11 protein-coding genes and 1 tRNA gene are annotated in these 15738 nt (G+C 46.8%); all 12 read right to left on the reverse strand.

The annotated features are described in order from the left end of the window. Positions 1-128 precede the first annotated feature (128 nt). Entirely contained in the window at positions 129-2234 is a 2106-nt protein-coding gene (gene fusA, locus HMPREF2954_RS02085) for an elongation factor G (RefSeq protein ID WP_003760496.1), read from the reverse strand. Between the two features lie 18 nt (positions 2235-2252). Next, positions 2253-2723: a 30S ribosomal protein S7 gene (gene rpsG, locus HMPREF2954_RS02090; RefSeq protein ID WP_003745196.1), complete on the reverse strand. Its 471-nt coding sequence runs from the start codon at positions 2721-2723 to the stop codon at positions 2253-2255. Positions 2724-2840: 117 nt separating this feature from the next. Then, positions 2841-3212 carry a 30S ribosomal protein S12 gene (gene rpsL / locus HMPREF2954_RS02095; protein WP_002218431.1) on the reverse strand — a complete coding sequence of 124 codons (372 nt, stop codon included), beginning with the start codon at positions 3210-3212 and terminating at the stop codon, positions 2841-2843. Between the two features lie 352 nt (positions 3213-3564). Next, on the reverse strand, positions 3565-7740 hold the full coding sequence (gene rpoC / locus HMPREF2954_RS02100) for a DNA-directed RNA polymerase subunit beta' (protein WP_003760500.1): 4176 nt from the start codon (positions 7738-7740) through the stop codon (positions 3565-3567). A 165-nt stretch (positions 7741-7905) separates the two neighbouring features. Then, positions 7906-12084 carry a DNA-directed RNA polymerase subunit beta gene (gene rpoB, locus HMPREF2954_RS02105; protein WP_039409753.1) on the reverse strand — a complete coding sequence of 1393 codons (4179 nt, stop codon included), beginning with the start codon at positions 12082-12084 and terminating at the stop codon, positions 7906-7908. 188 nt (positions 12085-12272) lie between these two features. Then, positions 12273-12644: a 50S ribosomal protein L7/L12 gene (gene rplL / locus HMPREF2954_RS02110; RefSeq protein WP_003677916.1), complete on the reverse strand. Its 372-nt coding sequence runs from the start codon at positions 12642-12644 to the stop codon at positions 12273-12275. A gap of 58 nt (positions 12645-12702) precedes the next feature. After that, on the reverse strand, positions 12703-13203 hold the full coding sequence (rplJ, locus tag HMPREF2954_RS02115) for a 50S ribosomal protein L10 (protein WP_045072566.1): 501 nt from the start codon (positions 13201-13203) through the stop codon (positions 12703-12705). Between the two features lie 227 nt (positions 13204-13430). After that, positions 13431-14126 (reverse strand): 50S ribosomal protein L1, encoded by a 696-nt coding sequence (gene rplA, locus HMPREF2954_RS02120; RefSeq protein ID WP_003742647.1) that lies wholly within the window; start codon positions 14124-14126, stop codon positions 13431-13433. Beyond that, on the reverse strand, positions 14126-14560 hold the full coding sequence (gene rplK / locus HMPREF2954_RS02125; protein WP_002220151.1) for a 50S ribosomal protein L11: 435 nt from the start codon (positions 14558-14560) through the stop codon (positions 14126-14128). The genes rplA and rplK overlap by 1 nt, the downstream gene beginning before the upstream one ends. Before the next feature lie 106 nt (positions 14561-14666). After that, positions 14667-15200, reverse strand: a complete 534-nt coding sequence (nusG, locus tag HMPREF2954_RS02130) for a transcription termination/antitermination protein NusG (protein ID WP_003760509.1) — start codon at positions 15198-15200, stop codon at positions 14667-14669. A 2-nt stretch (positions 15201-15202) separates the two neighbouring features. Continuing rightward, entirely contained in the window at positions 15203-15475 is a 273-nt protein-coding gene (gene secE / locus HMPREF2954_RS02135; protein WP_003779769.1) for a preprotein translocase subunit SecE, read from the reverse strand. 119 nt (positions 15476-15594) lie between these two features. Beyond that, positions 15595-15670 (reverse strand) — tRNA-Trp (locus HMPREF2954_RS02140). Between the last annotated feature and the right edge of the window lie 68 nt (positions 15671-15738).

Genomic DNA, 15738 nt, shown 5'->3' on the forward strand with positions numbered 1-15738 from the left:
TTACGTGCGGTTTGCTACGTTCAAATTTTTCCTTAGCCATGAGCTAATTCCTTTACATTAAAGATCGATTAAAGAACAGAGGTCGTCTGAAAAATCATTTCAGCCTTTCAGACGACCTATTTGCCTGATTAGCCTTTACGGGCTTCAGTTACAGCAGCAGCTATGTGGGCAGGAGCTTCAGAATATTTCTTGAACTCCATAGAGTAAGTAGCGCGGCCTTGGGTTGCAGAACGCAGGTCGGTAGAATAACCGAACATTTCTGCCAGAGGTACTTCGGCACGGACTTTTTTACCTCCGATACCGTCATCATCCATACCCAATACGACGCCGCGACGACGGTTCAAGTCGCCCATTACGTCACCCATGTATTCTTCAGGGGTTTCCACTTCAACTGCCATGATTGGCTCAAGCAGAGCAGGATTGGCTTTACGCATACCTTCTTTGAAGGCTTGGGAAGCAGCCAATTCGAAGGCCAGTTGAGAGGAGTCGACGTCGTGTGAAGAACCGAAGATCAAACGTACGCGTACGTCAACTACTGGGTAACCTGCAACAATACCGTTAGGCAGGGTATCGCGGATACCTTTATCGACAGACGGAATGAATTCGCGAGGAATCACACCACCTTTAATTTCGTCGATAAATTCGTAGCCTGCACCACCCGGCTCCATAGGTTCCATTTTGATCACAACGTGACCGTATTGACCTTTACCACCGGATTGTTTGGCGTGTTTGTATTCGGCTTCGACTTCTTTGCGGATGGTTTCGCGGTAAGCCACTTGAGGCGCACCGATATTCGCTTCCACGCCGAATTCGCGTTTCATACGGTCAACAATAATTTCCAAGTGCAGCTCACCCATACCGGAAATAATGGTTTGACCGGATTCCTCGTCTGTACGGACACGGAAAGAAGGGTCTTCCTTAGCCAGACGGTTCAGGGCGATACCCATTTTCTCTTGGTCGGCTTTGGTTTTCGGCTCAACGGCAATATGGATTACCGGCTCAGGGAATTCCATACGTTCCAAGATGATCGGCGCGCTTTCTGCACACAAGGTTTCACCGGTAGTAACGTCTTTCAGACCGATAGCGGCTGCGATGTCGCCAGCACGTACTTCCTCGATTTCAGTACGGTCTGCAGCAGTCATTTGTACCAAACGACCGATACGTTCACGAGTGCCTTTTACAGAGTTCAATACGGTATCACCGGATTTCACGACACCGGAGTAAACGCGGATGAAAGTCAGCTGACCAACGTATTTGTCGTTCAACATTTTGAACGCTAATGCAGAGAATTTCTCTTCATCGCTGGCTTGGCGGCTGTCGGCTTCTTCAGTGTTAGGGTTAACACCTTGAACCGGAGGAATATCGGTAGGAGCAGGCAGCAATTCTACAACTGCGTCCAACATCCGTTGAACACCTTTGTTTTTAAATGCGGAACCACACAACATCGGCTGAATTTCGCCTGCCAAAGTACGTTGACGCAATGCGCCTACGATTTCTTCCTCGGTCAGCTCGTCGCCGCCCAAGTATTTATCCATCAATTCTTCGCTGGCTTCAGCTGCGGCTTCAATCATGTTTTGACGCCATTCTTCAGCAGTTTCAACCAATTCAGCGGGAATGTCGCCATAGGTAAAGGTTGTACCTTTATCGGCTTCATTCCAGATGATAGATTTCATTTTCAGCAGGTCAACAACACCGGTGAAACTGTCTTCTGCACCTACCGGAATGACGATAGGAACTGGGTTTGCGCGCAAACGGGTTTTCATTTGCTCGACAACGCGGAAGAAGTTGGCACCTTGACGGTCCATTTTATTTACAAACGCCAAGCGTGGCACTTGGTATTTGTTGGCTTGACGCCATACGGTTTCAGATTGAGGTTGAACACCACCCACCGCGCAGTAAACCATTACCGCACCATCCAATACACGCATAGAACGCTCTACCTCTACGGTAAAGTCAACGTGTCCCGGGGTGTCAATAATGTTGAAGCGGTGTTCGGGGAATTGTTTCGCCATACCTGACCAGTAGGAAGTAACGGCAGCAGAGGTAATGGTAATACCACGTTCTTGCTCTTGTTCCATGTAGTCGGTAGTAGCCGCGCCATCATGTACCTCGCCCAATTTGTGGGTCAAACCGGTATAGAACAAAATACGTTCTGTAGTCGTGGTTTTACCCGCGTCAATATGGGCGGAAATACCGATGTTGCGGTACAGGCTGATCGGGGTCTTACGAGCCATTTTATTAGCCTTTCAAAATTAGAAACGGAAGTGAGAGAATGCTTTGTTGGCTTCAGCCATGCGATGTACTTCTTCACGTTTTTTCAACGCACCGCCGCGGCCTTCGGACGCATCAATCAACTCGCCTGCCAAACGCAGGTCCATGGATTTCTCACCACGTTTGCGGGCCGCATCGCGAACCCAGCGCATTGCAAGAGCCAGACGGCGTGAAGGACGAACCTCAACAGGAACTTGGTAGTTTGCACCACCTACACGGCGGCTTTTCACTTCCACGATAGGTTTGGCGTTTGCAATGGCTTCGTTGAATACTTCGATTGCTGCTTTGCCGGTTTTTTTCTCGATTTGCTCCAATGCACCGTAAACGATACGCTCGGCAACAGATTTTTTACCGTCAATCATCAATACGTTCATGAATTTAGTCAGCTCGACGCTGCCGAATTTAGGATCAGGCAATACATCGCGCTTGGGGACTTCTCTACGTCTTGGCATTTTAATTTCCTTTAATCTATTCAGTCGGGTCAATTCCCATGAATACCCAATAGAGTATTCACTTACTCGGCCGTTGTTCAGCTTAGGCGGCCGACGTGCCTATTTAAGTCCCTGTAATTATTTAGGACGCTTAGCACCGTATTTAGAACGGGCTTGCTTACGGTCTTTAACACCTGCAGTATCCAAGGAACCACGTACAGTGTGGTAACGTACACCCGGCAAGTCTTTTACACGACCGCCGCGAATCAGTACGACGCTGTGCTCTTGCAGGTTGTGGCCTTCACCACCGATGTATGAAATGACTTCAAAACCGTTGGTCAGGCGAACTTTACATACTTTACGCAATGCAGAGTTAGGTTTTTTAGGGGTAGTCGTGTATACACGGGTGCATACGCCGCGTTTTTGCGGGCAAGCTTCCAGTGCAGGCACTTTGTTTACGTACACGGGCTTTTGACGGCCTTTGCGTACCAATTGGTTAATAGTTGGCATATTTTCTCGTCCTGTTGAGTTAAATACTTGCCGACACCATGTCGGCAAGAGTGGAATTATATTTTTATTGCAAGAGTTTAGTCAAGCAAACGGTAGAGAAAAGTTGGTATTTTGTATTAACTAAGAACTATTTAGCAACTGAGGTCGTCTGAAATGGATAAAGAGTTCTCAAACTCTGCACTCCCTATTTCAGACGATCTTTATCAAAAATAAGTCAATTCGCAACTCCATTAGAGCCACCCTTCCTACCGTACTTTTCACAACGGCATTGATAATCCACACAGGTCGTCTGAAAAAGAAAACCGCAAGTGATATTGCCTTGCGGTTTTCTTTTAAACAAACATCCTACGGATTATTCATCTGTTGCTTCGATTTCGGAAGCTTCTTGCTCTGCTTCCTGCCATTGCTGGCGGCGGCTGCGGTGGTAGGTCAAACCGGTACCGGCAGGAATCAGACGACCTACGATTACGTTCTCTTTCAGACCGCGTAACTCGTCTTGTTTGCCCATAATGGCGGCTTCGGTCAGAACGCGGGTCGTTTCTTGGAACGATGCGGCAGAAATGAAGCTGTCGGTTGACAAAGAGGCTTTGGTAATACCCAACAATACGTTTTCGTAACGTGCCGGTTCTTTGCCTTCTTCCAAAGCTTTTTCATTGGCTGTCATGACATCGCCGCGTTCGACTTGCTCACCGGTAATGAATTCGGTTTCACCTGAATCGACAATATTCACACGGCGCAGCATCTGACGGATAATGACTTCGATGTGTTTATCGGAAATCTTCACACCTTGCAGACGGTAAACCTCTTGCACTTCTTGAACGATATAACGTGCCAGTGCTTCGATACCTTGCAAACGCAGAATATCATGCGGATCAACCGCTCCATCTACGATGGTTTCACCGCGGTTTACCACTTGACCGTCGTGCACCAGAATTTGTTTCTCTTTGGAAATCAAAGTCTCGTATGCTACGCCGTCTACATCAGTGATAATCAGACGCTGTTTGCCTTTGGTCTCTTTACCGAATGAAACGGTACCAGTGATTTCTGCCAACATACCTGCATCTTTCGGCACGCGTGCTTCAAACAACTCGGCAACGCGCGGCAGACCACCGGTAATGTCGCGGGTTTTGGAAGAGGCTTGTGGGATACGCGCCAATACGTCGCCTTTACCAACTTCCTGACCTTCGCGCACAGTAATCACTGCACCCACAGGGAATGCCATAGATACCGGAGTAGAGGTACCCGGAATGCAGATTTCCAGACCGTTTTCATCCAACAGTTTTACAGTAGGACGCAGCAGTTTGGATGCACTGCCGGAGCGGCGTTTGCCGTCAATAACCACCAAAGTGGACAAACCGGTTACATCGTCAGTTTGTTTGGCAACGGTTACACCCTCTTCAACATTTTCGAATTTCACCCAACCTGCGTGTTCGGTAATCATCGGACGGGTATGCGGATCCCAGGTTGCCAACGTTTGACCGGCTTTGATGGCTTCACCGTCTTGAACCATCAAGATAGCACCGTAAGGCACTTTGTGGCGCTCACGTTCACGGCCGATGTCATCATGGATAACGACTTCGCAAGAGCGACCGATGACAACCAATTCGCCTTTATTGTTGGCAACATAACGCATTTGGCTGCTGAATCGTGCCGTACCGTTGGATTTGGCTTCAACTTGGCTGGCTGCTGCCGCACGGGATGCCGCACCACCGATGTGGAACGTACGCATGGTCAGCTGGGTACCCGGTTCACCGATAGACTGAGCGGCAATCACGCCGACTGCCTCACCGGCATTAACCAGTTTGCCGCGTGCCAAGTCGCGACCGTAACAGTGCGCACACAAGCCATGGCGGGTTTTACAAGTAATCGGGGTACGGACTTTGACTTCATCGACACCGGATTGGTCAATCATATCCACCAGTTTTTCAGTCAACAACGTACCGGCTTCAACCAAGGTTTCGCCACTTGACGGATCGACAACGTCAGACGCGGTAACACGACCCAAAATACGATCGCGCAATGCTTCAATCACATCACCGCCTTGTACGACTGCCTTCATGACAAAGCCGTCTGAAGTACCACAATCGTCTTCAACAACGACCAAGTCTTGAGTTACGTCTACCAGACGACGGGTCAGGTAACCGGAGTTCGCGGTTTTCAATGCGGTATCCGCCAAACCCTTACGTGCACCGTGGGTCGCAATAAAGTATTGCAATACGGTCAGACCTTCGCGGAAGTTTGAGGTAATCGGCGTTTCAATAATCGAGCCGTCAGGTTTAGCCATCAAACCACGCATACCGGACAACTGTTTAATCTGAGCCGCAGAACCACGGGCACCGGAGTCCGCCATCATATAGATGGAGTTGAATGACTCTTGATCGACTTCGTTGCCATCCCGATCAATAACTTTTTGTTTGGACAAGTTATCCATCATCGCTTTAGCGATTTTATCGCCGGCACGACCCCAAATATCCACCACTTTGTTGTAGCGTTCGCCATTGGTTACCAAACCTTGACGGTATTGGTCTTCGATTTCTTTAACCTCGGCATTGGCTTCAGCCAACAAGGCTGCTTTTTCTTTCGGAATTTCCATGTCGTCAACAGCAATGGAAATACCGCCTTTGGCTGCAAATCCGAAACCGGTATACATCAAGTGGTCGGCGAAAATAACCGTATCGCGCAAGCCGCACAGACGGAACGATGCATTAATCAGCTTGGAAATTTCTTTTTTCTTCAGCGCTTTGTTGATGTATTCGAACGGCAGGCCTTTAGGCAGGATTTCGCTCAACAATGCACGACCGACAGTCGTTTCGTAACGGGTAACGACTGGTTCGAATTCGCCGGCTTCGTTTTTCACCCATTCGCGCAGACGTACGGTGATTTTCGTACCCAGCTCAACCTGTTTGGTATGGTATGCACGATGCACTTCTTTCACATCAGCAAACAGACTGCCCTCACCTTTGGCATTGATGCGGTCGCGGGTCATGTAGTACAGACCCAATACGATGTCTTGGGAAGGTACGATAATAGGTTCGCCGTTGGCAGGAGACAATACGTTGTTTGAAGCCAGCATCAGGGTGCGCGCTTCCATTTGCGCTTCCAAGCTCAATGGAACGTGTACCGCCATTTGGTCACCGTCAAAGTCGGCGTTAAACGCGGCACATACCAACGGATGCAGCTGAATGGCTTTACCTTCAATCAGGATGGGTTCAAACGCTTGAATACCCAAACGGTGCAGGGTTGGCGCACGGTTCAGCATAATCGGATGTTCGCGGATGACTTCTTCCAAGATGTCCCATACTTCCGGTACTTCTTGTTCTACCAATTTTTTCGCTGCTTTAACGGTAGAGGCCAGACCTTGTTTTTCCAGTTTATGGAAAATGAACGGTTTGAACAGTTCCAAAGCCATTTTTTTCGGCAAACCACATTGGTGCAGACGCAGGTATGGACCTACGGTAATCACGGAACGACCGGAATAGTCCACACGTTTACCCAGCAGGTTTTGACGGAAACGACCGCCCTTACCTTTAATCATGTCTGCCAACGATTTCAGCGGACGTTTGTTAGCACCGGTCATGGCTTTACCGCGACGGCCGTTATCCAACAGCGAGTCAACCGCTTCTTGCAACATACGTTTTTCGTTGCGAACAATGATGTCAGGAGCGTGCAGTTCCAGCAGGCGTTTCAGACGGTTGTTACGGTTGATGACGCGACGATATAAATCGTTCAAATCGGAAGTGGCGAAACGACCGCCATCCAACGGAACCAGAGGACGCAAATCAGGCGGCAATACCGGCAGCACGTCCATAATCATCCACTCCAGTTTCATACCGGAACGATGGAAGGCTTCCAATACTTTCAAGCGTTTGGCGATTTTTTTAATTTTGGTATCAGAACCGGTCGACTCAAGCTCTTGGCGCAGGATTTCGATTTCGCCTGCTACATCCAAGGTGCGCAACAATTCGCGGATACCTTCTGCACCCATTTTGGCATCGAAATCGTCGCCGTATTCGTCCAGTTTGTTGTAGTAGTCGTCTTCAGTCAGCAATTGACGGCGTTGCAGAGGGGTCATGCCGGGGTCGGTCACAACAAATGCTTCAAAGTACAATACGCGCTCGATGTCGCGCAAAGTCATGTCCAACACCATACCCAAACGAGAAGGCAGGGATTTCAAGAACCAAATGTGTGCCACAGGTGCGGCCAATTCAATATGACCCATGCGTTCGCGGCGTACTTTGGACAAAGTCACTTCCACGCCACATTTTTCACAGGTTACACCTTTAAATTTCAAGCGTTTATATTTTCCGCACAAGCATTCGTAGTCTTTGACCGGACCAAAGATTTTGGCGCAGAACAGACCGTCACGCTCAGGCTTGAACGTACGATAGTTGATGGTTTCAGGCTTTTTAACTTCGCCGTAAGACCATGAACGGATGGTTTCAGGAGAAGCAATGCCGATTTTGATGGCATCAAACTCTTCTTCCATGCCGGCAGTTTGCAACGGATTAAATAAGTTCAACAAATTCATTTTTGCTCCTTGAAGGAAGTATTTTTACCGCATGGCGGATTTTCGATATTGAAAACGGTACGTTGCGGTTTCAGACGACCTGATATTTCCAGATTTCGATTCATTCATTCTTATTCTGCAACCGCTTTTTCAGACGACCTAGAGAGGTCGTCTGAAAACTTCTGTTTAGTAACGTTCCAAATCGATATCCAAGCCCAGTGAGCGAATCTCTTTAACCAATACGTTGAAGGACTCAGGCATACCGGCATCGATTTTGTGTTCGCCTTTGACAATGTTCTCGTACATTTTGGTACGGCCTGTTACGTCGTCGGACTTCACGGTCAACATCTCTTGCAGTGTGTAGGCTGCGCCGTATGCTTCCAGCGCCCAAACCTCCATCTCACCGAAACGTTGGCCACCGAACTGAGCTTTACCGCCCAGAGGCTGCTGAGTAACCAGACTGTACGGACCGGTAGAACGCGCGTGCATTTTTTCGTCAACCAAGTGGTGCAGTTTCAGATAGTGCATCACACCTACTGTTACCTTGCGGTCAAACGGTTCGCCAGAGCGTCCGTCATACAGTGTGATTTGGGTTTTGCTGTCGTTAAAGCCCAGTTTTTCGACTTCAGGATCATCGCTCGGATAAGCCAAATTCAGCATTTCGCGGATTTCAGATTCTTTCGCACCATCAAATACCGGCGATGCGAAAGACGCACCTTTACGCAGATTGGAAGCCAGTTCGATGATTTCTTCATCAGTCAGGGCATCCAAATCTTCTTTCTTACCGCTGCCGTTGTAGAGTTTGTTCAAGAACTCGCGCAGCTCGCTGGCTTTGCGTTGCTCTTTCAGCATACGGTCGATACGCTCGCCGATACCTTTTGCCGCCCAACCCAAGTGAACTTCCAAAATCTGACCGATGTTCATACGGGAAGGTACGCCCAACGGGTTCAGTACGATGTCCACAGGACGACCGTCCGCCATGTAAGGCATGTCTTCCACCGGCAGAATGCGTGATACCACACCTTTGTTACCGTGGCGGCCCGCCATTTTGTCACCGGCTTGCAGACGGCGTTTGATGGCGATAAAGACTTTCACCATTTTTTGTACGCCAGGCTGCAATTCGTCGCCTTGGGTCAGTTTTTTCTTCTTGATTTCGTACAATTCGTCCGCTTCTTCGCGTTTTTGTTGCAGACTCAATTTAATCAGTTCTAATTGTTTGGCCAAATCTTCATCAGCCAAACGGATATCGAACCAATCGTGTTTGCTAGGCAAACCCGCCAGATATTCGGTAGTGATTTCACTGCCTTTAGCCAGCTTCATCGGACCGCCGTTGGCTTTTTGGCCGACGATCATACGCTCAATACGGTCGAATGCGTCGTTATCAAAAATACGCAACTGGTCGCCCAAGTCTTGACGGTAACGTTTCAGCTCGGAATCGATAATAGATTGAGCACGTTTGTCACGTTGGATACCTTCGCGGGTAAAGACTTGAACGTCGATAACCGTACCGCTCATACCGGTAGGCATACGCAAAGAGGTGTCTTTTACGTCGGATGCTTTTTCGCCGAAGATGGCGCGCAACAGTTTTTCTTCCGGAGTCAGTTGGGTTTCGCCTTTAGGCGTTACTTTACCAACCAACACATCGCCTGCTTCCACTTCTGCACCGATGTAAACGATACCGGATTCATCCAAACGGTTTTGCATACGCTCGGACAAGTTCGGAATATCGCGGGTGATATCTTCCGCACCCAGCTTGGTATCGCGGGCAACGACATTCAATTCCTCAATGTGAATCGAAGTATAGCGGTCGTCTGCAGCTACTTTTTCGGAAATCAGAATCGAGTCTTCATAGTTATAACCATTCCACGGCATAAAGGCGATGGTCATGTTCTGACCTAAAGCCAATTCACCCAAATCGGTGGATGCACCGTCAGCAATCAAATCGCCGCGTTGCAAAACGTCGCCGGCTTTGACGGCAGGACGCTGGTTGATATTGGTAGACTGGTTGGAACGGGTGAATTTAACCAAGTTGTAAATATCGACACCCACTTCACCGGCAGTCGCTTCATCGTCATGAACGCGAATCACAACACGGTTGGCATCTACATACTCAACTACACCGCCACGACGGGCAACGATTGCAGTAGCAGAGTCAACGGCAACAGAACGCTCAATACCGGTACCAACCATCGGTTTTTCAGGACGCAGGCACGGTACGGCCTGACGTTGCATGTTGGCACCCATCAATGCACGGTTCGCATCATCGTGTTCCAAGAAAGGAATCAGGGATGCCGCTACGGATACCACTTGACCGGTTGCCACGTCCATATATTGCACACGATCAGGCGTTGCCATAATGGTTTCGCCTTTTTCACGACAAGTTACCAAGTCACCAATCAAATTACCGTCTTTGTCCAAATCAGCATTCGCCTGTGCAATCACATAGCGGCCTTCTTCAATGGCAGACAAGTAATCGATTTCCTCGGTTACTTTGCCATCGATAACGCGGCGGTAAGGAGTTTCCAAGAAACCATAATCATTGGTACGTGCATAAACGGACAATGAGTTAATCAAACCGATGTTCGGACCTTCAGGCGTTTCAATCGGACATACGCGACCATAGTGAGTCGGATGCACGTCTCGCACCTCGAAACCGGCACGTTCACGGGTCAAACCACCCGGGCCTAACGCAGATACGCGGCGCTTATGGGTTACTTCAGACAAGGGATTAGTCTGGTCCATAAACTGACTCAACTGGCTTGAGCCGAAGAATTCTTTGATGGCAGCAGAAACAGGTTTCGCATTAATCAAATCATGCGGCATTAAGTTTTCTGATTCCGCTTGATTCAGGCGTTCTTTTACGGCACGTTCCACACGAGCCAAACCGCTGCGGAATTGGTTTTCAGTTAACTCACCTACCGAACGCACGCGACGGTTACCCAAGTGGTCGATATCGTCCACTTCGCCATGACCGTTACGCAATTCAACCAAAGTAGCAATAGAGGCAACAATATCTTCGACGCTCAGGACATAACCGCCTTTTTCGGCAGCACCTGCGAAAGTTTCATTCAACAAACGGCCATACCAAGACTGCTGTTGTACTTCAGACAATTTTTGTTCATAAGTACGCGTATTGAATTTCATACGGCCTACGCGAGACAAATCGTAGCTGTCTTCACTGAAGAACAAGCGGTTAAACAACTGCTCGACTGCTTCCTCGGTAGGCGGCTCGCCTGGGCGCATCATGCGGTAAATCGCAACACGCGCTGCTTGTTGATCAGCAGTCTCATCCGTACGCAGGGTATTGGAAATATAGCCACCCTGATCCAATTCATTAATGTAAAGCGTAGTAAGCTGTTTTACACCATGAATATCAAATTTTGCCAATAATTCTTCAGTGATTTCATCATTGGCCACAGCCAATACTTCACCCGTTTCAGGATCAATCAAATCCGCGGCCAAAGCTTTGCCAATCAGACTTTCCGGCTCCACATCCAAACGGGTCAATCCTGCATTACTGATATCACGGATATTTTTTGCGGTAATACGTTTGCCTTTAGCAACCAAGACGTTGCCTTCTTTATCCAAGATATCAACTTTGGCAGTTTCACCTTTCAGACGACCTACAACCAAATCGGTTTGAACACCATTTTCAGACAGATAGAACGTTTCTTTATCGTAGAAAATATCCAAGATCTGCTCATTGTTGTAGCCCAAAGCCTTCAACAAAATCGTAACCGGCATTTTGCGGCGACGGTCGATACGGAAATATAGCAAATCTTTCGGGTCAAATTCGAAATCTAGCCACGAGCCACGGTAAGGAATGATTCGAGCAGAGAACAACAATTTACCGGAGGAATGAGTTTTACCACGGTCATGCTCAAAGAACACACCGGGAGAACGATGCAACTGAGAAACAATTACACGCTCGGTACCGTTAATGACAAACGAACCACTTGGAGTCATCAATGGGATTTCGCCCATGTACACTTCATTTTCACGAACTTCTTTGACTGTCGGTTTAGACGCTTCCTTGTCTAAAATAACCAGTCGGATACGCGCGCGCAAAGGGGCTGCATAAGTGATTCCGCGCAATTGACATTCAGGAATATCGAACAAAGGCTCACCCAACGTGTAATGCACAAACTCCAGACGCGCATAACCATTGTGGCTTACGATAGGGAAAATAGAATTAAATGCAGCCTGCAGACCATCGTCAGTGCGCTGATCGAAAGCATTTTCTAATTGCAGAAATTTCGCATAAGAATCAATTTGTGTTGCCAACAAAAAGGGAACGTCCAATACGTTTTCTCGTTTTGCAAAACTCTTACGGATACGTTTTTTCTCGGTAAACGAATAGTTCATATACACTCCGAAAAGCAATTTTAAAGAAAGAGGTCGTCTGAAATAACGCCTATTGTTTGTATTATTTACATTTATTTAAACTTAACTTGCGAATAAATTGCAAATAAATGTAAATAACAAATTAACCTAATAATGATAAGCAAAATAAGGCTGGCAGAAAACTGCCAGCCTTCACAGGAAGCATCAAATTATTTGATTTCGACTTTAGCGCCGGCTTCTTCCAATTGTTTTTGGATGTCTTCAGCTTCAGCTTTAGAAACACCTTCTTTAAGAGTTTTAGGTGCACCATCAACGATGTCTTTAGCTTCTTTCAGACCCAGACCGGTAATTGCGCGAACTACTTTAATCACGCCAACTTTTTGGTCACCGGCAGAAGCCAATACTACGTCAAATTCAGTTTTTTCTTCAGCGGCAGCAGCACCAGCACCAGCAGGACCTGCAACTGCAACAGCAGCAGCAGAAACGCCAAATTTTTCTTCAAAAGCTTTAACCAAGTCGTTCAATTCCATTACGGTCAAAGAACCAACTGCTTCCAAAATGTCTTCTTTAGTAATAGCCATGCTATTTATACTCCAAATATTGTATTAAAAAATAATTGATTAACAGAAACAAAATTGATTAAGCGGCTTCTTCGCCTGCTTTTTTCTCTGCCAAAGCAGCCAAACCGCGTGCAAAGCCTGATACAGGAGCTTGCATAACGAACAACAGTTTGGACAACAGCTCTTCGCGGCTCGGAATAGAAGCCAACTCAGCAACCTGAGCAGCATTCATTACTTCACCATTGTAAGAACCGGCTTTAACTACAATCTTGTCATCTTTTTTCGCGAATTGGTGCAACACTTTAGCAGCAGCAACAGCATCTTCAGAAGCAGCATAAACCAATGGACCAACCATTTGATCAGCCAAAGCTGCGAATGAAGTACCCTCTACTGCACGACGAGCCAATGTGTTTTTCAGAACGCGCAAGTAAACGCCTTCTTTACGCGCATTTGCACGAAGCTCAGTCATATTGGAAACACTGATACCGCGATATTCAGCAACCACGAGAGTCTGAGCGTTAGCAATTGCTGCGCTGATTTCCTCTACGGCTACTTTCTTGGTTTCAATATTGAGACTCAAGGTCTACCTCCCACTGTTTATAAACAGGATATCGGAATGATATCCCACCAGCGCGGTAACCTAAAAAGACATCTTACAAGCAATCTTGTAATGTGTTTCAGGACTACCGTCTGCGTAGGGCAGTTACGATTAAATCTTGCGATCCCTACGGTCTTGGACATCTACTTAATTCTAAGTAGCCCAAATTCAAGCAACTCAAAAATAGAGTTGCTTGAAAATTTCTTAGATTAGTTATTCACGCTTGATGTATCAACGCGAACACCTAAACCCATAGTGCTGGATACAGCAACTTTTTTCAGGTACTGACCTTTAGCAGCAGCGGGTTTGGCTTTAACGATAGCGTCCAGCAACGCATCAAAGTTCTCTTTCAAATCAGCTTCAGCGAACGAAGCACGACCGATAGTTGCATGAACGATACCAGCTTTGTCTGTACGATATTGCACTTGACCTGCTTTTGCATTTTTAACTGCTTCAGCCACATTAGGAGTAACAGTACCCACTTTAGGGTTTGGCATCAAGCCACGCGGACCCAAGATAGTACCCAACTGACCAACGATACGCATTGCATCAGGAGATGCAATAACAACGTCAAAGTTCAGATTACCTGCTTTGATTTCAGCAGCCAAATCTTCAAAGCCGACAACATCAGCACCAGCTTCTTTAGCTGCATCAGCATTTGCACCTTGAGTGAATACTGCTACGCGGGTTGTTTTACCGGTACCTTTAGGCAGAACAACTGAACCACGGATAACTTGGTCAGATTTACGCGGATCAACACCCAAGTTGAAAGATACGTCAACAGACTCGTCAAATTTAGCAGTCGCTGCTTTTTTTACCAAAGCAATTGCTTCATCAATTGCATATAATTTATTGGCTTCAACAGAAGAGCGCAAAGCTTTCAAGCGTTTAGATACTTTAGCCATTATACAACACCCTCCACATCCAAACCCATTGAACGAGCAGAACCAGCAATAGTGCGAACAGCAGCATCCAAATCAGCAGCAGTCAAATCAGGTTCTTTAGTTTTAGCAATTTCTTCCAACTGAGCACGGGTCAATTTACCCACTTTATTTGTCAGAGGATTAGAACTACCTTTTTGCAGACCAGCAGCTTTTTTCAACAGAATAGAGGCTGGAGGAGTTTTCATCACAAAAGTGAATGACTTATCCGCAAAAGCAGTAATTACAACTGGAATCGGCAAACCAGGCTCCATGCCTTGAGTTGCAGCATTAAATGCTTTACAGAATTCCATAATATTCAGACCACGTTGACCCAAAGCAGGACCAACTGGGGGAGATGGATTGGCTTTACCTGCAGGAATTTGCAGTTTGATATAGCCGATAATTTTCTTTGCCACTTATAGGACTCCTAAAAACGGGTATAACGCGGAACTATTTCCGCTTCCCAAAAAAGAATTCAGCATTATATTTACTTAGAGATTTTTTTTCAAGGGATTTAAAAACTTAAATCTTTTCTACTTGACCAAACTCCAACTCAACCGGGGTTTCACGACCAAAAATCTGAACAGAAACCCTCAATTTATTACGCTCATAATTCACTTCATCTACAATACCGTTGAAGTCAGCAAAAGGTCCTTCGTTTACACGAACTTGCTGCCCCACTTCAAATTCAACTTTAGGTTTAGGCTTCTCAACCCCAGAACGAACCTGTTGCAAGATTGCATCAGCCTCTCTTTGAGAAATCGGAGTAGGCTTATTTGCCGTACCACCAATAAAGCCTGAAACACGAGGAGTACTTTTCACCAAATGCCATGAGTCATCAGTCATTTCCATTTCGACCAAAACATAGCCCGGATAGAACTTACGCTCGCTAATGGTTTTGCGACCATTTTTAATATCGACCACTTCTTCAACCGGAACAAGAATCTGACCGAAATAACCTTCCATACCTTCACGAGCGATACGCTCTTTTAGGGTCTTCTGGACATTTTTCTCAAAGCCGGAATAAGCCTGCACAACATACCAACGTTTTGACATTTTTACCCCCTCTTCAACAACACATCAAAAAACAGCCAAGAAATAGCACTGTCTGCCGCGTAAATAAATACTGCCAAGATTGCTACAAATATAACGACGAAGATCGTCATCTTAACTGCATCATCCCGCGTAGGCCAAACAACTTTTTTAAACTCAGACCATGAGTTTTTAAAATAGGAAAGCAGCCCTTCTCGCTTAGGCGGCGTAGAATGATTGCCGGATGTTACAAGCTGACCCGACTTTTCTGCTTTATGTTCAGATGTATGTTCAGTCATCTTTACTCACTCACCACAGCATCAAAGTCGCACTATCTCACTCATGCAATGGTTTAAATTAATTACTAAAAAAGAAACGCAAAAAAATTAACCGGCACAGGGCCGGTTAATTTTTTATTTGGCAGGCCAAGAGGGTCTCGAACCCCCAACCCTCGGTTTTGGAGACCGATACTCTACCAATTGAGCTATTGGCCTCTAAACTTAAGCGATGATAGAAGAAACCACACCTGCACCTACGGTACGGCCACCTTCGCGAATCGCAA

The sequence above is a fragment of the Neisseria sp. HMSC067H09 genome (assembly GCF_001814135.1).
Taxonomy (GTDB): Bacteria; Pseudomonadota; Gammaproteobacteria; order Burkholderiales; family Neisseriaceae; genus Neisseria.

Excerpts from the sequence above, each read along its gene's own strand:
- fusA (WP_003760496.1), bottom strand. The coding sequence starts at position 2,234 with ATGGCTCGTAAGACCCCGATCAGCCTGTACCGCAACATCGGTATTTCC.
- rpsG (WP_003745196.1), bottom strand. The coding sequence starts at position 2,723 with ATGCCAAGACGTAGAGAAGTCCCCAAGCGCGATGTATTGCCTGATCCT.
- rpsL (WP_002218431.1), bottom strand. The coding sequence starts at position 3,212 with ATGCCAACTATTAACCAATTGGTACGCAAAGGCCGTCAAAAGCCCGTG.
- rpoC (WP_003760500.1), bottom strand. The coding sequence starts at position 7,740 with ATGAATTTGTTGAACTTATTTAATCCGTTGCAAACTGCCGGCATGGAA.
- rpoB (WP_039409753.1), bottom strand. The coding sequence starts at position 12,084 with ATGAACTATTCGTTTACCGAGAAAAAACGTATCCGTAAGAGTTTTGCA.
- rplL (WP_003677916.1), bottom strand. The coding sequence starts at position 12,644 with ATGGCTATTACTAAAGAAGACATTTTGGAAGCAGTTGGTTCTTTGACC.
- rplA (WP_003742647.1), bottom strand. The coding sequence starts at position 14,126 with ATGGCTAAAGTATCTAAACGCTTGAAAGCTTTGCGCTCTTCTGTTGAA.
- nusG (WP_003760509.1), bottom strand. The coding sequence starts at position 15,200 with ATGTCAAAACGTTGGTATGTTGTGCAGGCTTATTCCGGCTTTGAGAAA.
- secE (WP_003779769.1), bottom strand. The coding sequence starts at position 15,475 with ATGACTGAACATACATCTGAACATAAAGCAGAAAAGTCGGGTCAGCTT.